At 43.8% G+C, this 21,015-nt stretch carries 20 protein-coding genes and 2 pseudogenes; 11 read left to right on the top strand and 11 right to left on the bottom strand.

Annotated elements, in window-relative coordinates; all coding sequences use genetic code 11:
- The first annotated feature begins 86 nt into the window (after positions 1–86).
- On the top strand, positions 87–461 hold the full coding sequence (locus AXI59_RS19920) for a hypothetical protein (RefSeq protein ID WP_061527260.1): 375 nt from the start codon (positions 87–89) through the stop codon (positions 459–461).
- Entirely contained in the window at positions 349–606 is a 258-nt protein-coding gene (locus AXI59_RS20795) for a DUF4944 domain-containing protein (protein WP_156476209.1), read from the top strand. Before AXI59_RS19920 ends, AXI59_RS20795 begins: the two co-directional genes overlap by 113 nt.
- On the opposite strand, the gene AXI59_RS20250 is transcribed toward AXI59_RS20795, so the two are convergent.
- From AXI59_RS20250 to AXI59_RS02215, 3 genes are all read right to left on the bottom strand, one after another.
- A complete protein-coding gene (locus AXI59_RS20250) occupies positions 600–743 on the bottom strand; it encodes a hypothetical protein (protein ID WP_240491476.1) in 144 nt (47 codons plus the stop codon). The genes AXI59_RS20795 and AXI59_RS20250 overlap by 7 nt on opposite strands.
- Positions 744–1,048: 305 nt before the next feature.
- Complete coding sequence (locus tag AXI59_RS02220) at positions 1,049–2,239, bottom strand: macrolide family glycosyltransferase (RefSeq protein WP_061527259.1); 1,191 nt, start codon at positions 2,237–2,239, stop codon at positions 1,049–1,051.
- A gap of 184 nt (positions 2,240–2,423) precedes the next feature.
- A complete protein-coding gene (locus AXI59_RS02215) occupies positions 2,424–3,101 on the bottom strand; it encodes a GntR family transcriptional regulator (RefSeq protein ID WP_061522393.1) in 678 nt (225 codons plus the stop codon).
- A gap of 182 nt (positions 3,102–3,283) precedes the next feature.
- Here AXI59_RS02215 and AXI59_RS02210 point away from each other — a divergent pair, with 182 nt between their 5' ends.
- Positions 3,284–4,339: a tartrate dehydrogenase gene (locus AXI59_RS02210; protein ID WP_061527258.1), complete on the top strand. Its 1,056-nt coding sequence runs from the start codon at positions 3,284–3,286 to the stop codon at positions 4,337–4,339.
- A 19-nt stretch (positions 4,340–4,358) separates the two neighbouring features.
- Positions 4,359–5,264, top strand: coding sequence for an alpha/beta fold hydrolase (locus AXI59_RS02205; RefSeq protein WP_061527257.1), 906 nt, complete (start codon positions 4,359–4,361; stop codon positions 5,262–5,264).
- A 145-nt stretch (positions 5,265–5,409) separates the two neighbouring features.
- Here AXI59_RS02205 and AXI59_RS02200 read toward each other — a convergent pair whose 3' ends face one another.
- The 4 genes and pseudogenes from AXI59_RS02200 to AXI59_RS02190 all read right to left on the bottom strand — a co-directional run bounded on the left by AXI59_RS02200 (position 5,410) and on the right by AXI59_RS02190 (position 7,757).
- The gene (locus AXI59_RS02200) at positions 5,410–6,027 is read right to left on the bottom strand and encodes an NUDIX hydrolase (protein ID WP_061527256.1); all 618 of its coding nucleotides are present in this window, start codon (positions 6,025–6,027) and stop codon (positions 5,410–5,412) included.
- A gap of 154 nt (positions 6,028–6,181) precedes the next feature.
- Positions 6,182–6,325, bottom strand: a pseudogene (locus AXI59_RS20985) (GNAT family N-acetyltransferase); the annotation flags it as partial.
- A gap of 126 nt (positions 6,326–6,451) precedes the next feature.
- A pseudogene (locus AXI59_RS02195) lies at positions 6,452–6,827 on the bottom strand (DMT family transporter); the annotation flags it as partial.
- Positions 6,828–6,929: 102 nt separating this feature from the next.
- The gene (locus AXI59_RS02190) at positions 6,930–7,757 is read right to left on the bottom strand and encodes a MerR family transcriptional regulator (protein WP_061527255.1); all 828 of its coding nucleotides are present in this window, start codon (positions 7,755–7,757) and stop codon (positions 6,930–6,932) included.
- Positions 7,758–7,840: 83 nt separating this feature from the next.
- Between AXI59_RS02190 and AXI59_RS02185 the strand changes: the two genes are divergently transcribed.
- The 3 genes from AXI59_RS02185 (at position 7,841) to AXI59_RS02175 (ending at position 10,581) form a co-directional block, all read left to right on the top strand.
- The gene (locus AXI59_RS02185) at positions 7,841–9,226 is read left to right on the top strand and encodes an MATE family efflux transporter (protein ID WP_338022773.1); all 1,386 of its coding nucleotides are present in this window, start codon (positions 7,841–7,843) and stop codon (positions 9,224–9,226) included.
- On the top strand, positions 9,223–9,681 hold the full coding sequence (locus tag AXI59_RS02180; protein ID WP_061527253.1) for a GNAT family N-acetyltransferase: 459 nt from the start codon (positions 9,223–9,225) through the stop codon (positions 9,679–9,681). The genes AXI59_RS02185 and AXI59_RS02180 overlap by 4 nt, the downstream gene beginning before the upstream one ends.
- A gap of 156 nt (positions 9,682–9,837) precedes the next feature.
- Positions 9,838–10,581, top strand: coding sequence for a sulfite exporter TauE/SafE family protein (locus tag AXI59_RS02175; RefSeq protein ID WP_061527252.1), 744 nt, complete (start codon positions 9,838–9,840; stop codon positions 10,579–10,581).
- A gap of 29 nt (positions 10,582–10,610) precedes the next feature.
- Here AXI59_RS02175 and AXI59_RS02170 read toward each other — a convergent pair whose 3' ends face one another.
- On the bottom strand, positions 10,611–11,450 hold the full coding sequence (locus tag AXI59_RS02170) for a helix-turn-helix transcriptional regulator (protein ID WP_061522384.1): 840 nt from the start codon (positions 11,448–11,450) through the stop codon (positions 10,611–10,613).
- Positions 11,451–11,556: 106 nt separating this feature from the next.
- On the opposite strand from AXI59_RS02170, the gene fabF reads away from it, so the two are divergent.
- Complete coding sequence (gene fabF, locus AXI59_RS02165; protein WP_061527251.1) at positions 11,557–12,792, top strand: beta-ketoacyl-ACP synthase II; 1,236 nt, start codon at positions 11,557–11,559, stop codon at positions 12,790–12,792.
- A gap of 28 nt (positions 12,793–12,820) precedes the next feature.
- Here fabF and AXI59_RS02160 read toward each other — a convergent pair whose 3' ends face one another.
- Positions 12,821–14,032 (bottom strand): Bcr/CflA family efflux MFS transporter, encoded by a 1,212-nt coding sequence (locus tag AXI59_RS02160; protein ID WP_061527250.1) that lies wholly within the window; start codon positions 14,030–14,032, stop codon positions 12,821–12,823.
- A 502-nt stretch (positions 14,033–14,534) separates the two neighbouring features.
- On the opposite strand from AXI59_RS02160, the gene AXI59_RS02150 reads away from it, so the two are divergent.
- The 3 genes from AXI59_RS02150 (at position 14,535) to abc-f (ending at position 17,952) form a co-directional block, all read left to right on the top strand.
- Positions 14,535–15,392 carry a YitT family protein gene (locus AXI59_RS02150; protein WP_061521489.1) on the top strand — a complete coding sequence of 286 codons (858 nt, stop codon included), beginning with the start codon at positions 14,535–14,537 and terminating at the stop codon, positions 15,390–15,392.
- 120 nt (positions 15,393–15,512) lie between these two features.
- A complete protein-coding gene (locus tag AXI59_RS02145; protein WP_061527248.1) occupies positions 15,513–16,040 on the top strand; it encodes a GNAT family N-acetyltransferase in 528 nt (175 codons plus the stop codon).
- A gap of 277 nt (positions 16,041–16,317) precedes the next feature.
- Entirely contained in the window at positions 16,318–17,952 is a 1,635-nt protein-coding gene (gene abc-f / locus AXI59_RS02140; protein WP_061527247.1) for a ribosomal protection-like ABC-F family protein, read from the top strand.
- 150 nt (positions 17,953–18,102) lie between these two features.
- Here the strand turns inward: abc-f and opuFB are convergent, their stop codons facing one another.
- Both opuFB and AXI59_RS02130 read right to left on the bottom strand, forming a co-directional pair.
- On the bottom strand, positions 18,103–19,620 hold the full coding sequence (opuFB, locus tag AXI59_RS02135) for an osmoprotectant update ABC transporter permease/substrate-binding subunit OpuFB (RefSeq protein WP_061527246.1): 1,518 nt from the start codon (positions 19,618–19,620) through the stop codon (positions 18,103–18,105).
- Entirely contained in the window at positions 19,613–20,575 is a 963-nt protein-coding gene (locus AXI59_RS02130; RefSeq protein WP_061521493.1) for an ABC transporter ATP-binding protein, read from the bottom strand. Before AXI59_RS02130 ends, opuFB begins: the two co-directional genes overlap by 8 nt.
- Positions 20,576–21,015 lie beyond the last annotated feature (440 nt).

Genomic DNA, 21,015 nt, shown 5'->3' with positions numbered 1-21,015 from the left:
AGGCTGTTATGATAAGTTTCAATATTTTACCTTTAATAATTCATTTTAAGGTCCGATATAAAAATAGCTGTAACTGGAGAGTTCAAATGAAAAAAGAATATCGCTACCCGCTTATGTTCACTTTCTCACTATTATTTCTTTTCCTTAGCCGCTCTATTGATTCATCACTGCCGTTTAGAATTTCCGAAATGACAGGGCAATGGGAAGAGGAGATTATAAAAGAAGAGGATGGCCGTACAGCATTATTGCAAAGGCAAAAAAGATCATATCAGCCAGGACAAGAAGGACATTCTTATCTTGCAAGAAGAAATACCTATGGAGGATTATTCGGGCGGTTCGTGAAGGTCTTTGTCTTTTTTATCCCGGCTGCCCGAAACCGAGCTTCAAGGCCGTACGATCACGATAGATGTAAAGCGGCGGGAAGCCCAGACACATTTTCACACGTTGTTTACATTATATAAAAGGACCCTGCTAAAGGGTCCTTTTATTCACACAGTAAGGTGCAAGCCTCAAACTCAACATGCTTCTCGCCTTCCTGTGCACCGGCCATTTCCATCGCATAGACAACCGCTTTGTATTGATTCATCTTGGTTTGGATTTCAATAAGGAAGCGTTCGGACGAAGTTGCGTATTCCGTCACGGTCTTTCATTTTTTCGATGATATCTTCCGCTTGATGCCGGCAGCCGACCTCCTCTAAACCGCTCTCAAACTGTTCTCTGTTCATCATATTAATATTCATCATCTTATCCCCTTTCAAGCGCGTCATTGTTACTTATCACTGTAAAGGACAGGAGTGGATAAACTTTTAATAAAATATGAACAAAAGATGAAATGCCGTCTCAGGCTCTTGTATCGGCCTTTGGTGCTCTTTATCCGCCGAAAAAACTGGCACACTGCGTCTCAGGCGTCAGTCAGTGTTTACCGCCGATGGCAGCCGGCAGATCGGAGTCTATTCTGGCTCTTGTGATGCGGAGCTTACCGCCAGAAAATCCTTTTTAAAAGCCTGTTTCCCCTTTAACCGCGGAAACAGGCTGATTTGGGCGGAGATTATTTAGTTTTTTTCTCTATAAACTCACCAATCCGCGCCATGACGTCCTTCATAGCTAAGCAATCTTCAAAGCTTTCATTGATCGCTTGAATTCCATTTTTGTATTTCTCATTGTGCAGTACTTCTTCCGCCGCTTGTTTTAACGCCTTTGCGCTTACTTTATCTTTCGGGACTGTATAGCCTGCCTGCAGCTCGGTCAGCCGGTGCGCGACCATCGGCTGATCTTTATCGTGCGGGATCACCACTAACGGCACATTAAAATGAATGCCTTCATTTACACTGTTCATTCCCCCGTGAGTAATGAACACATCCGCTTGTTCTAATACCTCGAGCTGCGGGACATACGGAGCGATGATAAAGTTCGCTGGCGCTTGTTTTATTTTGGACAGATCGGCTTTTTCTCCGGCCGCAATGACGACCTTGCCTTCGAAATCAGCAAAAGCGTCTATACACAGGCTGAAAAACTCTTCCGTATTCCCTAACACCGTCCCCATTGATATATAAATCACTTTCTCATCTTTTAATGCTTCGATCGGGAAGTCGATGTTTCCTTTTCTCTTCGGAAAGCTGGGACCGATAAAATAATAGTCTTCACCGAACCTCTCGCTCTCAGGCTGGAAGTATCGGCTTGTATAGACGATGTTTAACTCGCCTGTATTATTCATAAATTGAACCATATTGTCAGGCGCTGCCCCGTATTTTTCTTTCATCTCCGCCAACAGCTCTTCACATTCCCGGTCCAATTTGAACGGCACGCCGGATTCCGGGTGAAGAGGCAATATTTTCAGGCGGTCTTCGCTAAATAAGAACGATGCCGAAGAAGAAATTCCGGGAATTTTGAGATAATCTCTGACCAGCTCTCCCGCACCGAATTTATCATAATACACGGCGTCGAATTGAATGTCTTTTGATAATCGCTGTACGATGCCTAAAATGTCCAGTGATGTTTTCATATGGATCTTTAAAAAAGAAAGAATGCCTGCTGGGGTGCCCGGTTCAATATGCGCCGTTCTGAGCAGATCACGGTGAAGATGGACGGTCGCGCCTACGCCTTCCAGTCTGCTTTTAAATTTTTCTGTGGAAATATAATGAACGTGATCGCCTTGTTCGGCAAAAGCCTTTGTCACACCTAACGTAGGATTCACATGGCCTTCTGCCGGAAAATTTATCATTAAAATATGTTTTGCCATTTCTCAAGCTCCTTTGCCCTTTTTACGCTGCTTCCACAGCCATCATAAAATAAGCGGAAAAGTTCATGCAAGGAACATCCTTTGCAAGAAGGCCTGGGCGCCTGTACTTTATGGCGATTCAGTGACACACTGCTTTTTTTGCGTCACAAAAAGACAAGGCTTCTTCGCTCCTTGTCTTTTGTCATCATCTATCTGCTTCTTTCTCTTTCAGCACGCCTTTTAGATGCTCCAAATCATGCTGCAGATGGTCGGTCATATATTGCACGGCTTTTGTTTTATTGCCTTTTTTCATTTCTTCGAAGACTTTCCGGTGCTCATTCAAAATAACGGCCGCACGGTTATCCCCTTTAAAATTAAGGACTCTGCAAAAATGAATCAGCACATTGACATGCTCAAGCAGCTTGGCCAGATGGCTGTTGTGGCTGAAATCTACAAGCAGATGATGAAATGTTTCGTTTAAGGCGATGATCTCAGCCTCTTTTACGCCGGTATTGATTGCTTCTTCTGTGTCCTGAAGCTGTTTTTCAATCAATTGGAGTTCGCTGTCTGCCGCTTCATCGATGACGAGTTCAACCGCCAGGGATTCAAGCGACATCCTGATTTTATAAATCTCCTCAACATCTTTAACGGACAAAGAATATATCACAAAGCCGTTTCTATCGTCTGCCGTCAGCAAGCCGTCCTTCTCAAGCAGCCGCATGGCTTCTCTGATCGGTGACCGGCTCACTCCGAAATCTTTCGCCAGCTGTGTTTCATTCAGCCGCTCTCCCGGTTTGAACGTCCCGTTGAAAATCATTTTTTTCAATTGGGAATAAAATTGCAGATAATACGGAGTTGGCTTATCTAATTTAAAATTATCCATGTTTCATACCTCTTCAACAAATTGGGCCTTTTTATTATCAAAATCATATAACAGTTTATCTGCGGAAGCAACATTCCGGAGCTTGTCAACATATCGGATGTGAAGTAAGATGGATTTGTACCAAACGACGGTCGACGGACTACAGTAAACCGGAAACAAATGATTCCAGAGGTGAGTTGATCATGAAAAAATACAGCATTGCCAGCATCCCCGGAGACGGTGTCGGCAAAGAAGTTGTGCCGCAAGCGGAGCGTGTATTGAACGCCATCGCCGCAATACATGGAGGCATTGAATTCGATTTCACTTCTTTCCCTTGGAGCTGCGAGTATTATTTAGAACATGGAACAATGATGCCTGAAAATGGATTAGAAACATTAAAACATTTTGATGCATTGTTTTTAGGAGCGGTGGGAAATCAAAAACTCGTCCCTGACCATATTTCGCTATGGGGATTGCTCATTAAGATCCGCCGGGAATTTGAGCAGGTGATTAATGTGCGTCCGGCAAAATTGCTGCCGGGAATCACATCACCCCTCGTAAACCCGAAGGATTTTGATCTATTAGTCGTTCGTGAAAACAGTGAAGGCGAGTACAGCTCTGTCGGCGGCAGAATGTTTCAGGGCGAAGACGAAATTGCCATTCAAAACGCAATCTTTTCACGAAAAGGAACGGAAAGAGCGATGCGGTATGCATTTGATTTGGCATCAAATCGAAGAAAACATGTCACTAGCGCGACCAAATCGAACGGAATATTTCACTCTATGCCTTTCTGGGATGACATTTTTAAAGAAGTCAGCCGAGATTACTCCGATATTCAGACCGATTCACAGCATATTGATGCGTTAGCCGCCTTTTTTGTCACTCACCCGGAACGCTTTGATGTCATTGTGGCATCGAATTTGTTCGGAGATGTGTTAACTGATATCGGAGCAGCGATTATGGGGAGTGTCGGTATCGCTCCGGCAGCGAACATAAATGTCAACGGTAAATACCCGTCAATGTTTGAGCCTGTTCACGGGTCGGCTCCGGATATTGTCGGTAAAGGCATCGCTAACCCGATAGGCCAAATATGGACTGCGAAATTGATGCTCGACTCTTTCGGGGAAGAAGAACTGGGCAGCCATCTTTTACAATCGATTGAAACAGTCACAAACAATGGTTTCTTAACCCCTGATGTCGGAGGACATCATTCAACAGAGGACGTCACTTCCGCTATTATTTCTCAAATAAAAAAATAATTTTATGAGGAGAGAGAAAATGGATTCTTTTCGTGAGCATTTTGAGAAACATGTGGCCCATGATTCAATTGAGGTAAATGGCATCCGCCTTCATTACGTCTTTGCGGGAGAAGAGGATGCTCCCCCTGTCATTCTCCTGCATGGCTTTCCGCAGAGCTGGGTGACGTGGCGTTATGTAATTCCGGCGCTTGCCGCTTCTCATAGAGTCATCGCCGTTGATCTGAGGGGCTACGGCGATTCTGAAAAGCCAAGCGGCATAAACGGCTATGATAACAAAACGATGGCAAGCGATATACAAGGCCTGATGCGCCGACTGCATATTCAAAAAGCATTAATTGCCGGGCATGACAGAGGCGCAAGGGTGGCGAGACGGCTCTGTTTAGATTCCCCAGAACTGGCGGCCGGCCTTGTGCTCATTGACATTATGCCGACTGAATATGTCTATGATTCTCTAACGGCAGCTGAAGCGGCACAAAAATACTGGCACTGGACGTTTCAGGTCGTTCCTCATCTGCCGGAAGAATTAATTCAAGGGAAAGAAGAGGAATATTTGAGATTTTTATTAAGCAGAGGCGACGGGCTTTTTGATCTGCTGACATCAGACGGCGCCTGGGATCAGTACTTAGCCGCCTGGAAGCAGCCCGGCGCTGTCCAAGCGGCACTCAATGACTACAGAGCGACTTATCAAATTGATTTGCCGAGATATCGTTCGGAAAAGAAATTGCAGAAAAAACTTGATGTCCCAACACTTTTGCTGTGGGGAGAGAAAGGGAACTTAGCCGGCCTTCCTGTGTTTGACACATGGAGAGAATCGATTCGTGAGGTCAGCGGATATGAGGTAAAAGGCTGCGGCCATTATGTCCCCGAGGAAAAACCGGAAGAGACTGCCCGCAGGATTTTAGATTTTTCAAAAACGGTTTTTTAAGGGGCGCACCGCACCGAAACAGGCAGACTCTTAAATCCGGCCTGATTGATTTATTCTTCTCTCATCATTCCGTTTTCTCATCACAGGCCGGATCATTCACAAATGAAATGGTTTTGAACCGGCCCCCTTGATATCTTTCTTCACACTAATCAAAATAAACGGGTTCTTGAGGATGTTTGAGATATGTAAACATCCTTTCAATCTGATCTTTCGTATTTCGGGGCGCCGATAATGGCGGCAGTTCCGTTTCCGCAAAAAAGGCGGCCGCACTTGTCTCAGTTCCCTGCTGAAGCCGTCCGCCGATGATCTCGCATTGGATAAACATTTTATAAACGTGGGCGGCAGACGGCGGATGGGCATGGCATTTCTTATCCATCACAGCTAACAATCTGACCGGCTTCACATCAAGCCCTGATTCTTCTTTTACTTCCTTGGCAGCAACCTCGCCCGGAGATAATCCGATATCGGCCCATCCGCCCGGCAATGCCCACCTGCCGTCGCTTTTTTCTTTGACCATTAATATGGTTTGATCTTTAAAAATCGCGGCTCTTATATCAACCTTCGGAGTGGCATAGCCCGTATCACCGGCAAATACATCTTTGATTATCGTTTTATCGATTTCGGTATGATGTGCCATGATATCAATGCTTATCTTTCTTATTTCTTCAAATCTTTCTATATCATAAATATCCTTTGAATAGGCCAGTCCCGCTTGCGCCATGGATTGAAGCTGCTTCGCCCATTCAAGCCATTTAGGCTCCATTTACATCACCCGCCGATCTTTATATTTTCACGAATACAGAATATGCTGCCGGTTCATTAAATCCCAGTTTTTCCGCCAATGAGACTGGGGCCATGTTGTTGACATCACAATCCCACCTGGGGCCTCACATGTGAGACAATGATTGATAAATGTCTTAGCGGTCATTTGGGCCAACCCCCTCCCCCCTGAAACCCGCTTGAGTCGCGATATCCATTTCCGCGCGCTTACCTCCTGTAAAGATAGAAGTACACTCACTCACGGGTTTGTCTTGATAGAAAACGGAAAAGCCGAATCCGTGAGAATGGAAACAATCCTTAGGAAATAGTTTTCTAACTTATTCCTTCTGTATACCTTGAGCAATTCCTCTATCAAAATGTGAATCAGAAAAAGCCATTCATCAATGAATGGCTTATTTCAATACAATTCAGTTTTTTTCTTTCATCACCAGCAGTACCCCGGCGAGAATAAGGAATGCTCCGATCCAGAATGTTCCGCCGACCTTTTCTTCCAGCAGAAGCCAGCCGAGCAAGGTTCCCGCTAACGGCTGAAAGAAGAAAAACACACCTCCGCTTGCTGCATTTAACAATTGTAATCCCCGATTCACCAGAGAATAAATGCGCAGGCGGTTGAGATAACCCCCAAATATAAAAGTCCTCCCCAAATTTCAGGGCGGGCGAGCTGAGATATGCGGATTTCCTGCATCGGTCCCGTGACAAACGGGGTCAGGATGACAGTTGCAACTAAATGGAATACGTTGTAATGACAAGCGGTAAGTAACGGTCAGGAACCCGTTTAATCAATCATGTTCAAATAAGGGTGCTAAAAACATTTTGTCTCACCTCAATTTCAAGCTGATTTTTTATCATACATGGTTTGTTACCTGCCGTAAATTACCGCCCCCGTCAATCCTGCCTGCTTTTGACCTGAAGCTGGATTCTTGTGATTTGATTTTCAATTCCATCCACCACCACTTCATCCAGCATATATTCCTCATATGCATAGTCACCCATTTGCAATCCATTTTCTTCAATGAATTGAATCATTCTGGCGTAGGCCGCTTCTGCTTCGTCTCCTTTCTGATATCCGACGGCATACAGCCCTTTTGGCCTTACATGGTAGTTTATATTCTCTATTCCTTCTCTGATTTTCATATAAAAATGGGTGTAATTGTAGAATTCTTTTTTGAGAATCTGCTCCCGCGCAATTATTCCGCCGACCGGGTATCCCTCGTCCAATTCATGTAATTGTACATAGCGGATAAGCTCCGAAATGGCAGCAATGTATTTTCGTTCCGGCAAGTTTAATACAGGGCGGCCGATCATGACTTTTTCTTCATCTAAATGCTGAAAAGAGACAGAGGAAAAATCTGTTTCCAAGGCTTGTTCCGTCAGCTTCACTTTTGTCTGAATCATCGTTTGCAAGTGCTCGAGCTTCTTGATTTTGTTCTCGATTTCTAAAGACTTCTCTTTTAAAAGCGATACGATTTCACCCGGGGTTTTGCCTTTTAAGAGCGGTTTTATGTTCTTTAACGGGACACCGACCTCCTTAAACAAGCCGATCACTTGAAAAAGTTCAAATTGATTATAGGAATAATATCTGTACCCATTGTCTTTTTTTATTTCAGGAGACAGCAGGCCGATCTCATCATAGTGAAACAATGTCTGTTTTTTCACATGGCACAGTTTCGCAAATTCACCCGTTGTGAAATATTTTCTGATGTCTTCGCTCATAATACCTCCTTGACTATACGGCAACCATATACTTTATGATGTTCATTGTATCTGAGAGAAGGTTGATTCACAAATAACCTTACATGAAAAGGATAGGTGAAAACATGAATACAGCATCTGTTAAGATGACAAATACTCAGCCATTCCGATTATTTCTTTCTTATTTAATTCCCTCTTGTATCGGGATGTTTCTCATGGCGGTCAATATTTTAGCGGATGGGCTGTTTGTCAGCCACGGGGTGGGCCCTGAGGCTTTAGCGGCTGTTAACATCAGCGTTCCCGCCTATTCCGTGATATTTTCCATTTCACTCGGAATCGGCATTGGCGGAGCAGCTCTTTATTCTATCGCCCTTGGAGAAGGAAAAACGCAAAAAGCCCGGCATATCTTCACACACTCTCTTGTGCTGGCTCTTGTAATTATCGGCACGCTTGCTTCGGTTTCTTTTTTCCATGCTGAATGGATTGCAAAGGCGCTTGGCGCATCAGGCGGAATTTTACCGCTTGCTGCGGATTATTTGACGATCCTCTTGGGATTCGCGCTGTTTTATGTCATTGAAAATATACTGAGCATATTTATCCGCAATGACGGCAATCCCAATTTAGCGATGGCCGGGCTTGTGATCACATCCGTTTTTAATATGATATTAAACTATATTTTCATTTTTAAAATGGATATGGGCATCAAGGGGGCGGCCTACGCCACTGCTTTTGCCACAATCATCGGTTTACTCGTCCTGCTGACACATTTTTTGCGGAAAAACAGCGTCTTACGGATCATCCGGTTCAAACCGGATCGGAAAACGATGTACGGCATTCTGAAAACAGGCCTGCCGAGCTTTATCATCGAAGGCTCGACCGCGATTATGACACTCTGCTGTAATTTATCATTTTTGCATTTTGCAGGCGCTTCCGGCATTACGGCATTTGCCATCATTAACAATCTGCATACCGTGATTCTTGTCATATTCATTGCAATCGGTTCTGCGCTTCAGCCGATCGTCAGCTTCCACTATGGATTGCATATGAACGGCCGCTTACGGCGGTTTTTGCGTTTAGGGATTGGGACAGGTCTTGTATTCGGCGTGTTTTTTTGGATCATGAGCCTCTTTTTCGGTGATGCTCTGATTCGTTTCTTCGGCGATATGCCCCGTGACGTCTCAGACTACACGCGAAAAGGGATGGCCCTTTACTTCATCGGCTATGTATTTTTGGGGATGAATATGGTTTATGCTGAGTATTATCAGGCGATAAAAAAAATCAAGCTTTCATCTATCATTATTTTAGCCAGAAGCCTTATTCTGTTTATCCCCTTGCTCTTTACGCTGCCCATGTTATTCGGAAGCATGTCCATCTGGCTGGCCTTTCCGTTATCTGAAGGCTTGACGGCTCTGTTTATTATGTTCGGGCGTTACAAATGGAAGGGTTTTTCACCCGTCACAGAAAAAGCGAAAGAGGAGAATCCGGTATGAATATTGAGATAAAAGCGGTCACGGAAGAGAATCGTGCCGATATACTGGCTCTGCATGTGAGCGAGAGCCAAACATCATATATAGAGACAACTGAGCAATGTTTAAAGGAGGCAAAGGAATGCCGATACTATCATCCAGCCGGCCTTTATCGTGATGGAGATTTGGTCGGTTTTGCCATGTACGGCTGGTTTCCTGAGTATGATGAAGAGAATGAATATGGCAGAGTGTGGCTTGACCGTTATTTCATCGATGAACGGTATCAAGGACAAGGGCTGGGCAGCATCATGCTCAAAGCCCTCATCCGGCACCTTGCTGAGTCATATAAGAGCAAACGGATTTATTTAAGCCTTTTTGAGGATAATCAGCATGCTTTGCGCCTTTATCAAAAATTCGGTTTTGAATACAATGGAGAACTGGATTGCAACGGGGAAAAGGTGATGGTAAAAGAGCTGTAGGCCGACTGTTTCTCTATGAAAGGGATAAACTGTTCTTGTCAATACCTCAAATTTGAGATACCATAAACATATTGAACGACGGTCGACGGTCGAATCCTATAATCGGTGTTTTCTTATGGAACAGATCTTTCAGACAGCTAAATGGAGGAGAAAATTGTGCTTATTATACTCGTTATGTTTCTTCTTGGGATTATCCTCGGTTTTATCGGAGCCGGGGGAGCAGGTTTTGTTATTGCCCTCTTAACAATGCTTTTTCATATTCCGATTCATACGGCTTTGGGGACTTCCCTTGCCGGCATGGCATTTACGAGTTTATCGGGAGCATTCAGCCACTATCGGGAAGGCAATATTCAGATGAAAATCGGCATCATCGTCGGCTTCTTCGCGGCGTTCGGTTCATTTTTCGGGGCGAAACTGACTTCCCTTATTCCCGCCGATTTACTGCATTACATGACTGCGGGAATGCTGTTTTTATCAGCTTTGCTCATTTTAGTCCGGTTATTTGTATTAAAAGAAAAAGCCGTGAATTCCGAGCGGCAAAGCAATCTGCACATGTGGGTGAAAGCCGTAATACTGGGAATCATCGCAGGTATCCTGTCGGGAACGTTCGGTATCGGTTCTGCTCCTTTCATTCAAATCGGTTTGATGATTCTTTTGAATTTATCCATCCGCCAATCGGTCGGGACCACCATGCTTGTCATTATTCCTCTCGCAATCGGCGGAGGGCTTGGTTATATTTCTGAAGGATTTGTAGATTATCTGTTGCTGGTAAAAGTTTTGATCGGGACGATGTGCGGCGCATATGTCGGTGCAAAATTCACCAACCTGGTGCCGAAATTCATATTGAAGTCAGCCATCTTTCTGACTCCGGCCATCGCCGGGCTGATGCTTTTATTTTAAATACGGGGGGGCCGGCGCCCCTCGTATTTTTATTTGTTTTCAATCAGCCGTTTAAGCTTTGATTCTGTTTCGGTATTTTCTACCGGCGTATAAACACTGCATCGTAAATCGCTGTTGCCCTGCACCTGTAATGAAGTCAGGTTAAATACCATTTTTCCGGCTTTTGCGTGGCGAAACTCAATTAAGACTTCCGGGGCTGAGCTGACCTCGCTCTCATTCCACAATGTATGAAATTCCGAATAGTTTTGCTCCATTTTTTCAATAAACTGAGAATACCATTTGTCCGCTACATATTGACCGTAATAGGTTCTGAAAATGGCAATGAATCCTTTCACAAAGTGCTCCCAGTTCACGGCTAAACTTCGCAGTTCTTTTCTGGAAAACAGCAGCTCAATAAGATTCCGTTTTTCAGGCGGGATTTGTTCAAAATCTAAAAATACATGGGCCGCTGCCTGATTCCACCCCACAATGTGACATCGTCTGTCCGAAATGATGGTCGGACAATAACGGAGTTCCTGCACCATTTTCGAAAGTGACGGGCTGATAATGGTTTCTTCTTCAGCGGAGAAAGTCTGTTTTACGCCTTCATCTAAAGCAAGCGCGTATAAATAATTTCTTTCATCTTTATTTAACTGTAACGCATCTGAGACCGCATCTAACACTGCTGCAGACACTTTAATGTCTCTTCCCTGCTCCAGCCACGTATACCATGTCGTGCTCACTCCGGCTAACTGGGCGACTTCTTCTCTCCGAAGCCCAGGTGTTCTTCTCCGGGTGCCCATCGGCAATCCGGCCATCTGAGGAGAAATTTTAGACCGCTGCGTTTTCAAAAACTCTGAAAGGGCTTGAAGCCTCGCTTCAGGTATCATGTTACCTCTCCTTTCTTACCATAGTATTGATTATACTATGATAAACAACAACTTGTAATAGGATACTGACAGGTTAAAATAGAAACATACTGAAGGAGGAATGACCATGAAAAGAGTTGTCATAACCGGAATGGGCGTTATTTCACCTCTGGGGAATGATGTAAATACACTTTGGAATCATCTTATACAAGGGAAATCCGGAATATCTTTAATAGATTCGTTTGACGTGACCAGCTCCAAAACAAAAATAGCAGGAGTTGTCCGTGATTTTGACGCAGAAGAAAGATGGGGTAAAAAAGAAGCTAGACGGCTGGACCGTTTCAGTCAGTTTGCCTTAGCAGCGGCCGAACAGGCTTTGGAAAGCTCACACATTCAGCTCGATAAGATTGACCGTGAACGCCTCGGAGTCTATGTCGGCTCCGGAATCGGAGGAATCACCACACTGATTGATAATGTTCATGTATTAAATGAACGGGGTCCCCGAAAAGTCAGCCCCAGCCTGGTGCCCATGATGATCTCGAATGCGGCCGCCGCCCAGATCAGCATCAGATTAGGCGCGCTCGGCCCTTCACTCTCTCCCGTCACTGCATGCTCTATCGGAAACACATCTATCGGAGAAGCATTCAACGTGATTCGAAACGACGACGCAGATATTATGTTTGCCGGCGGTGCGGAAGCGGCAATCACGAATTTATCATTAGCAAGCTTCGGCAATGCCCAAGCGTTATCAGCGAGAAATGAAGATCCCGCTTCAGCAAGCCGCCCGTTTGATGCGGATCGTGATGGCTTTGTCATGAGTGAGGGCGCCGGCATCTTAGTACTAGAATCACTGGAGAGCGCAATCGGCAGGAATGCTCCTATTTTGTGTGAGGTACTCGGCTACGGAGCAAGCTCGGACGCTTATCATATGGTGGCGTCCCATCCGGAAGGAACGGGTGCATATGCAGCAATGAGAAACGCTTTGAAGAAAGCAAATGTGTCAGCGGATGAAGTTGATGTCATCAGCGCCCATGCAACAAGCACAAAAGCCGGAGATCTTTCTGAAACACTGGCGATCAAAAAATTATTCGGAGAGCTTGCCTATGACATCCCGGTCACAGCTAATAAATCAATGCTCGGCCACATGCTGGGTGCAGCCGGCGGGGTTGAAGCCATTGCTCTGGCTGAAAGTCTGAGACACGGGGTCATCCCTCCGACGATTAATGTGGAGAATCCTGACTCAGTATGTGATTTGGATTATGTAACGGACGGCCCGCGGAATAAAGCATTAACGATCGGCCTCTCCAACTCATTCGGCTTTGGAGGGCATAATTCAGCCATATTATTAAAGAAATATGAATAACTGCATATGAAAAAGGAGTGAAATGATTTCACTCCTTTTTCGCTTTTTCCGTTTGTTTTGTTAATGTAAAAAAGGCGATAGAACCGAGAACGGCCGTCGAAAACATGATAGCCCCCATCGGGACCGCTGTCGATTCATTCATGCCGACAAGCGGCGAAACGATGGAACCGAGAAGCAGCGGCAGCATGCCCAACAAGGCGCTCGCGCTTCCCGCGCGGTGCCCCTGCTTTTCCATTGCCAGCGTAAACGTGCTTGTCAGCGTCATACCAATCGTAATCATGTAAATAAAAATTGAAATCACCAGCGCTGCCAGCGGGCCGTGAATCATCGTCATGACAAGCAGGACGGCCGTTGCAAGCATAGCTGTGATGACCCCGATCCGAAGCAGGCTTTTCTCGTGAATGATCCCTCCGAAACGTCCTATAATGAAGCTGCCGGTAATAATGGCCAAACCGTTTATGCCGAATAAAATACTAAACACCTGAGGCGAGACGCCGTAAATATCCTGATATACAAAAGGCGTTCCGGATACATAAGCAAAGCTGCCCCCGTGAATAAAGCCGACCGTCAGCGCATAGCCGATAAATGACCGGTCCTTCAGCAAGCCGCCCATTGTGCGTACGGAATTCCCGATTGAGCTTGGAATCCGCTTTTCCGGCGGCAATGTTTCCTTCAGCTTGAGCGCAATGATCAGAACAAGCAAAAATCCGATGAAGGTTAAAAAGAGAAAAATCGTATGCCATGATGCAAACGGCAGCAGTAAAATGGCGCCGCCCGTCATCGGCGCCACCATCGGCGCAACGGCAGTGATGACCATTAACAGCGAGAAGAATTTGGAAAGCTCTCTCCCCGTAAATACATCCCTGACGATGGCACGGGACAGGACAAGCCCTGCCGACGCAGTGAACCCCTGAAGAAAACGCGCAATGACTAATGTCGTAATGTTCGGAGCAAGAGCACAAAACAGTGAAAACAGGGCAAATGCAAAAATACATATTAATAATGGCTTTCTTCTCCCCTGCGCGTCACTGACAGGCCCGACAATAATCTGGCCGATCGTAAGTCCGATCAGACAGGCTGTTAAACTGAGCTGGACAAGCGAAGCGCGGGCGCTTAAATCCTCGGCAATCTCAGGGAAACTCGGCAAGTACATATCTATATTAAGCGGCCCCAGTATAGCCAGCATGCCGAGAAGAAAAGCCAGCGCCAGCCGCTCTTTACCAGTCGGATTGTGCAGCATATCGTTCCCACCTTTCCTTTACAATCTCATAAAGCAGCAAAACATTTGTATATTGTATCATAATTTTTTCTTTATTATTTTAATGTTTTCAAGCTGGTTTACCAGCAAAAATATAAATGGCAGACGAGGAACTTGTTTTCGGAGTAAAATCGGGTCATTGCAGTTTCACATTAAAAAGCCAAGGGCCGTAACGGCCCTTGGTCATCATATAACACACCTTTTCATTGACACACAAAGAATCCGCTTAAAAAACTTAAATTATTTTATTAAAATAAAAAAATATTGCATCACATCTGCATTTCACTTAAGCAGAAAAACGATTTTTTCAGCATTGACAAGAAGTGCAGGTGTCTATATAATCTTCGATATTGAACATTCTTTACAGAGTAAACTGACAAGCTTTAACATGCGTTCGTCTTAGAAATTATTTAGTTTTCACTAGATAATTTTTGAGGCGTTTTTATTTTGCTATATACATTCTGACTGCAGAGGAGGTTTGCACATGAAGACAATTTGTAAAGATATCCTGCTGATTATGATCGGAGCCTTTCTTATTGCTGCATCTGTTGAATGTTTTGTAATCCCAAATCAATTAGGGGACGGCAGCACCGTGGGGATCGCTCTCGTTTTATATTATTTATTTCATATTCCTGCAAGCATCACCACTCTGGTCGTTAATCTTGTTTTTATCGGATTGGCTTATAAATTTTTAGCGAAAAAAACAATTTTATACACGATACTCGGCACAGGCATGACTTCTGTTTTTCTCAGCCTCGTAAGCTTCATTCCGTTTGGCGTTCACGACATGGTGCTCGGTATTGTGTTTGGGGCTTTATTAATGGGGACGGGACTGGCTTTGATTTTCATTGCTGACGGTTCTACCGGCGGGACCACTCTTTTAGCGTATTTATTAAATTATACGAAAGGCTATAACATCTCAAAAAGCATGTTTTATATGGACTGTGTCATTATATTCGCTTCGGTTTTCGCCATTGGCATCAATAACACGCTGTATACGTTTATATTCGTTTATCTGTGCGCAAAAATCGTTGATATCGTTATTGAGGGCTTCCACAATAAAAAAGCCCTGACCATCATGTCCGATAAATACGAGGAAATTGCCAAGGCTATCACCAGTGAATACGGAAACGCCGCCACCATTTTTTATGGCTACGGATATTATGACAGTAAAGACAAGCGCATTATCTATGTTGTCATTAAAAAGAATGAACTGTTAAAAATCAAAAATCATATCCAAAAGATAGATCCTAAATCATTTATCGTCATTCATGAGGTAAAAGAAGCAGTCGGAGGAAAGTTCGGCTTTACGAAGCTGCCGTCGGCTGCGAATGAAAAATAACAGCTTGCAGAGTGTTTCTGCAAGCTTTTTTATATTCGGCCCCGCCCCGCTTAAAGGTTTTTACTCCTTTTCAATCGAAGTAAATGATAGATGAAAACTTTTTTGATGGGAGAACAGAACATGAATATCAAAACCGACAGGCTCGTGATCCGGACATTTGAACCGGAAGATTGGCAAGATGTCTATGCGTACACGTCAAATCGGAATGTCATGAAGTACATACCAGAGGGTGTCTTTACCCAAGAAGATGCCAAGAAATTCGTTGCTGAAAACAGCGGTGAACATGCCGAGAAGTTTCCTGTTATATTGAAGGATGAAAAAACGGTTATTGGCCACATTCCTTTTTTCAAATATTTTGGTGACCATACATATGAAATCGGCTGGGTGTTTCACCCGGAATATCAGGGAAAAGGATATGCTTCAGAGGCTGCACGCGCCGTGCTCGCATTCGGTTTTACTAAGATGAAATTACACCGGATCATTGCGACATGCCAGCCGGAAAACATTGCTTCCCATCGGGTGATGGAGAAGATCGGAATGAGACGGGAGGGCTTTTTCAAAAAATGCATCCCCCATGATCATGATTGGTGGGATGAATATTATTATGCCGTTTTAGAAGAAGAGTGGAAAACGCCCGATTTGGAATAAAAAGGCTTATGCCTTTTGCTTTTACAGCTATGTGTGTGCTACACTGATTTTATTAATATGAGAAGGGATGATGGGTGGACGATGATTAACTAATCTTATTTTTAACGTTTGAAATCGGATATTTCAAATCAGAAAAAATAGGATTAGTCTGCCCATTTTCTATAAATGACATAGCTATTGAAAAATAGCTTATTTGATGATGTACAGGTACGGCTAATCCTTCCAAATCAATTGGGAGGATTTTTTTAATTCTCCCTTAAAGCGAGGGAATGATCTTATGAAAGAATTATTAAAACTAACGGGCATCAGTTATGAAGCAGACTTTTGCATGTTTGAAGATATCAATGCCAGTGTTCAGCAAGGGGACATCATCGGTGTCATCGGCAAAAACGGTGCCGGTAAATCTACATTGCTGCAATTGATCAGCCAGGATGCAGTTCCGACAAAAGGACATATTCAATGGATGCAGCAAGACTTGAACGTTTTTATGGTGGAACAAGAAACGGAGTCGCACTCTTCCGGCGATATGCAGCCTTCAGAAGTGAAACTATTAGAAAAATGGAATGTGCCGGCTCATGACTTTACACAATTAAGCGGCGGAGAAAAGCTGAAAGCACGGCTTGCAAAAGGTTTCTCAACAGCTGCTGACCTTTTGTTATTAGATGAGCCGACAAACCATCTTGATAAACAAAGTTTAGACATCCTGAAAAACCAAATGCAGAATTATAAAGGCACCATTATTTTCGTTTCGCATGACCGCGCTTTTTTAGATGCCGTGACGACGAAAATATGGTCGATTGAAGGAAAAAAGCTGATTGAACATAAAGGCAATTACTCCGGTTATATGGAGGTTCGCAAACAGAAAAGGCTGACTCAGCAGCGGGAATATGAAAATCAGCAGAACATGATCAAACGGATCGAAGCCCAAATGGGTGAGCTCACTGCCTGGTCGCAAAAAGCCCACGCACAATCGACGAAACAGGAAGGCTTTAAAGAATACCATCGCGTAAAAGCAAAACGTACGGATGCCCAAATCAAGTCAAAACAGAAACGCCTTGAAAAAGAGCTTGAAAAAGCAAAAGCTGAACCGGTTGAGGCGGAATATAATGTGCGTTTTTCCATTGAGGCGAATCATAAGGCGGGAAAACGGTTTTTAGAAGTGAAAAATCTAACAAAATCGTTTGGCGGACGAACGCTATTTAAAAATGTCAATTTCACCATCCAGCACGGTGAGAAGATTTCCATCACAGGTCCGAATGGCAGCGGTAAGACGACATTATTGAAAGTCATCCTCGGTCAGGAAACAGCAGAGGGCGATATCTGGATGTCACCCTCTGCCAACATCGGCTATTTAACGCAGGAAGTATTCGACTTACCGCTCGAACAGACGCCGGAGCAGCTATTTTATAAAGAAACATTCGAGGCGAGAGGAAAAGTTCAAACGATCATGAAGCATCTGGGATTCACGGCATCCCAGTGGACAGAACCCATCGGAAAGATGAGCATGGGCGAGCGTGTAAAGTGCAAGCTGATGGCATATATCCTTGAGGAAAAAGATGTGCTTATATTAGATGAACCGACAAACCACCTTGACCTGCCTTCACGCGAGCAGCTCGAAGACACGTTGGCACAGTACAACGGAACGCTGCTCATCGTTTCGCACGACCGATATTTTCTCGAAAAAACGACGGACAATCAGCTCGTCATTTCGAACAGCAGCGTTCAAAAGCAATGGAAAGAAACCTCTTCAAAAAGAGATCATCAGGATGAATTGCGTTTAAAGCTGGAAACAGAAAGACAGGAAGTGCTGGGAAAGCTTAGTTTCATGACCCCGAATGATAAAGCGTACACAGAACTCGACAAGAAATTTAAAGAGCTGACAGAACAAATAAAAGAACTAAAGCAGTTGTGAAGCGGACCGTTTTGAATGTTTTCTGATCAAAACAGCAAACAAAAAATACCAAAGGCCCGCAAACCCTTGGCATCATTGAGGCGGCCCGAGAGAAACCGGCCTCCGCGGGTGATTCACCCGCGGGGCCTTTCACTAGGGGTGCTATTAACCCTATTTCAGAAGCCCTTCTTCTTTTAAAAATTTTTCAGCGGTTTCTTCTGCACTTTTCCCTTTTACGTTCACGTCATAATTCATTTCCCGCATCTGTTGATCCGTTATTTTTCCGTCAAGTTTATTTAATGCGCCCTCTAACTGAGGGTATTTTTTCAATGTGTCTTTTCTTACCAACGGAGCACCTTGGTATGGCGGAAATACATGCTTGTCATCTTTCAGTACAGACAATTTATATTGTTCTAATTCACTGTCCGTTGAGTAAGCATCTACTACATGAATATCACCTGTTTTGATTGCATTGTAACGAAGCTTCGGCTCCATCGTCACCAGATTTGAAAATGTCATTCCATACGTTTTCTGAATGCCGCGATATCCGTCTTCCCGATCGGCAAATTCTAAAGTAAAACCGGCCTTCAAGTTTTTCTGATGACTTTTTAAGTCTGATATTGTTTTAAGATTGTATGCATCAGCTAATTGCCTCGGTACCGCTAATGCATAAGTATTGTTATACTTCATCGGCTTAAGCAGTTCCATATCAAATGTTTTAAGCATTCCTTTTTTCGCTTGTTCATACACCTGTTTTTCATCTGTGCTGACGGGTGTTTCCTTTAAAAACTCAGAAATGGCCGTGCCGGTAAATTCCGGGTAAATGTCAATGTCCCCTGATTTTAATGCATTGAATACAAATGAAGTCTTGCCGAAGCCAGGTTTTAATTGCACGTGTAAATCGGTCTCTTGCTCAATAAGAAGCTTATACATATTAATTAAAATTTCAGGTTCAGAACCCAGTTTTCCCGCGATAACAATATTTTTGTTCCCCTGTCCAAAAGAGGCTGATATGGTCAGAACGATTAAGACTGCGGCTGCCAGTATTCCAATACCAGCCAGTGATTTCTTAAAAGAAATGTTTTCAAGCTTCCGAAGCAGAAAATCAAACAATATAGCCAGAATGGCAGCCGGTATAGCTCCAATAAGGATGAGTTCAGTGTTATTTCTATCAATTCCAAGAAGAATTAAATCACCTAAACCTCCGGCTCCAATAAGCGCTGCTAATGTTGCAGTACCCACAATTAAAACCATGGCAGTTCGTATTCCCGCCATTATAACCGGCATCGCCAAAGGAAGCTCTACCTTTACTAACCTCTTTCTGCTGTTCATTCCCATAGCCCTTGCAGCTTCGATTAAGGAAGGATCAATCTCCTTAATCCCTGTATATGTATTTCTTAAAATAGGCAGCAGCGCATAAACAATAAGTGCGATAACTGCAGGTATTTTCCCTATTCCGGCTATAGGAATGAGGAGACCGAGCAGAGCCAGAGATGGAATGGTTTGCAATACGGCCGTTATACCTATGATGACTTCTGCCAGCTTTTGTTTTCTCGTCAGATAAATACCGAGGGGGATAGATATGAGAACTGCAAAAAAGAGAGCGATCAGAGAAATTTGAATGTGCTCCAGCAGCGCGTTTATCAGCTGTCCTTTCCTGTCTGATACTTCATGTAAAAAATTATTCATTCATGTGACCTCTCTTTTGAACATGTTCAGCCAGATACTGTATAAACGCCTGTCTGTTGATGACACCTATCATCTCACCATTACGCTCAGCAAATACTTGATCATGGTGGGTTAATTTATCCAGAATCTCCTGTAAAGAAGTTGTTACAGAAACTGTTTCAAAAGGATTCGATGGCGCAACCTCTGTTTGCTGTACGATGTCTTCAAGATTCATTTTTTCATTTGTAATACCTTCTTGCACTCCGACAAAGTCTCTTACAAAATCATTAGCAGGGTGATACAGAATGTCATCAGGAGTGCCGATTTGAACAATTTCACCGTTATTCATGATGCATATCCGGTCTCCAAGCTTTAATGCTTCCTGTATATCATGGGTGACAAAGACAATCGTTTTTTGTATTCTTCGCTGTAAATCCAGCATATCATCCTGTAATTTCACCTTTGTCATCGGATCAAGAGCACTGAACGGTTCATCCATTAAGATCATTTCAGGATCTGCGGCTAAGGCGCGTACGACGCCGATTCTCTGCTGCTGTCCTCCTGAAAGCTCATGAGGTTTTCTCTCACGGTATATTTCAGGATCTAAACCAACCATTTCTAAAAGCTCATTGACACGCTGTTTGATTGTTTCCCGATTCCATTTTTTCAATTCGGGCACGACAGCTATGTTTTCTTCAATATTCATATTTGGAAACAGAGCGATTTGCTGAAGAACATATCCTATATTCCAGCGCAGCTCATGAATATCATATTCACTTATTTTCTGACCATTTATAGATATCGTACCGCCGGATAATTCAATTAAGCGATTTATCATTTTCAGCGTTGTCGTTTTACCGCTGCCGCTGGGCCCGATAATGACAAAGAATTCGCCTTTATTTATCACGGCATTGAATGATTTTACAGCATACGTGCCATCTTTGTACTGTTTTGATACATCGTTAAATTCAATCATATCGTCACTTCCCTGTCATGATCTGTATCAAACCTTTTTGCGCTGAAGCCCTCATTTTTCATCAAACATAAGCAGATACGAGCCTAGCTGCAAAAAAGATGTGAATCCCTTTTTCATACCCCCTAAAGAATAAACTGATTCTTATGGATGAGTTTCGCCATTTCCGATGAGTGTAGCACTTATGTACAGGTTCTACAAGGCATAAAGGGCCAATGAATATTGTTCAGTCATGGACGGCAAAATGCGTGATGATTTAACTGCAGATTGCAGCAATTGGTTCGGGCTGTGCTGTGTGGCTTTGCGCCATATGCGAAGTTTAGACTGCTGATCAAAGGCTGGTATTTTTCTGACGGCTGAAAATGACCTTTCCATTTAAAGATAAAAAAATCTGCCCAAAAACAGTTTGGGCAACGTCTCCTCAATTTCTCGCAAACATTTAT

The organism is Bacillus nakamurai, assembly GCF_001584325.1.
Classification (GTDB): Bacteria; Bacillota; Bacilli; order Bacillales; family Bacillaceae; genus Bacillus; species Bacillus nakamurai.
The sequence above is the reverse complement of the archived record's forward strand: the minus strand, read 5'-3'. Positions and strand labels throughout refer to the sequence as shown.

What these genes read in the sequence shown, in the direction of transcription:
- AXI59_RS19920 (WP_061527260.1), top strand. Translation starts at nt 87, where the DNA reads ATGAAAAAAGAATATCGCTACCCGCTTATGTTCACTTTCTCACTATTA.
- AXI59_RS20250 (WP_240491476.1), bottom strand. Translation starts at nt 743, where the DNA reads ATGATGAATATTAATATGATGAACAGAGAACAGTTTGAGAGCGGTTTA.
- AXI59_RS02220 (WP_061527259.1), bottom strand. Translation starts at nt 2,239, where the DNA reads ATGGCAAAACATATTTTAATGATAAATTTTCCGGCAGAAGGCCATGTG.
- AXI59_RS02215 (WP_061522393.1), bottom strand. Translation starts at nt 3,101, where the DNA reads ATGGATAATTTTAAATTAGATAAGCCAACTCCGTATTATCTGCAATTT.
- AXI59_RS02210 (WP_061527258.1), top strand. Translation starts at nt 3,284, where the DNA reads ATGAAAAAATACAGCATTGCCAGCATCCCCGGAGACGGTGTCGGCAAA.
- AXI59_RS02205 (WP_061527257.1), top strand. Translation starts at nt 4,359, where the DNA reads ATGGATTCTTTTCGTGAGCATTTTGAGAAACATGTGGCCCATGATTCA.
- AXI59_RS02200 (WP_061527256.1), bottom strand. Translation starts at nt 6,027, where the DNA reads ATGGAGCCTAAATGGCTTGAATGGGCGAAGCAGCTTCAATCCATGGCG.
- AXI59_RS02190 (WP_061527255.1), bottom strand. Translation starts at nt 7,757, where the DNA reads ATGAGCGAAGACATCAGAAAATATTTCACAACGGGTGAATTTGCGAAA.
- AXI59_RS02185 (WP_338022773.1), top strand. Translation starts at nt 7,841, where the DNA reads ATGAAAAGGATAGGTGAAAACATGAATACAGCATCTGTTAAGATGACA.
- AXI59_RS02180 (WP_061527253.1), top strand. Translation starts at nt 9,223, where the DNA reads ATGAATATTGAGATAAAAGCGGTCACGGAAGAGAATCGTGCCGATATA.
- AXI59_RS02170 (WP_061522384.1), bottom strand. Translation starts at nt 11,450, where the DNA reads ATGATACCTGAAGCGAGGCTTCAAGCCCTTTCAGAGTTTTTGAAAACG.
- fabF (WP_061527251.1), top strand. Translation starts at nt 11,557, where the DNA reads ATGAAAAGAGTTGTCATAACCGGAATGGGCGTTATTTCACCTCTGGGG.
- AXI59_RS02160 (WP_061527250.1), bottom strand. Translation starts at nt 14,032, where the DNA reads ATGCTGCACAATCCGACTGGTAAAGAGCGGCTGGCGCTGGCTTTTCTT.
- AXI59_RS02150 (WP_061521489.1), top strand. Translation starts at nt 14,535, where the DNA reads ATGAAGACAATTTGTAAAGATATCCTGCTGATTATGATCGGAGCCTTT.
- AXI59_RS02145 (WP_061527248.1), top strand. Translation starts at nt 15,513, where the DNA reads ATGAATATCAAAACCGACAGGCTCGTGATCCGGACATTTGAACCGGAA.
- abc-f (WP_061527247.1), top strand. Translation starts at nt 16,318, where the DNA reads ATGAAAGAATTATTAAAACTAACGGGCATCAGTTATGAAGCAGACTTT.
- opuFB (WP_061527246.1), bottom strand. Translation starts at nt 19,620, where the DNA reads ATGAATAATTTTTTACATGAAGTATCAGACAGGAAAGGACAGCTGATA.
- AXI59_RS02130 (WP_061521493.1), bottom strand. Translation starts at nt 20,575, where the DNA reads ATGATTGAATTTAACGATGTATCAAAACAGTACAAAGATGGCACGTAT.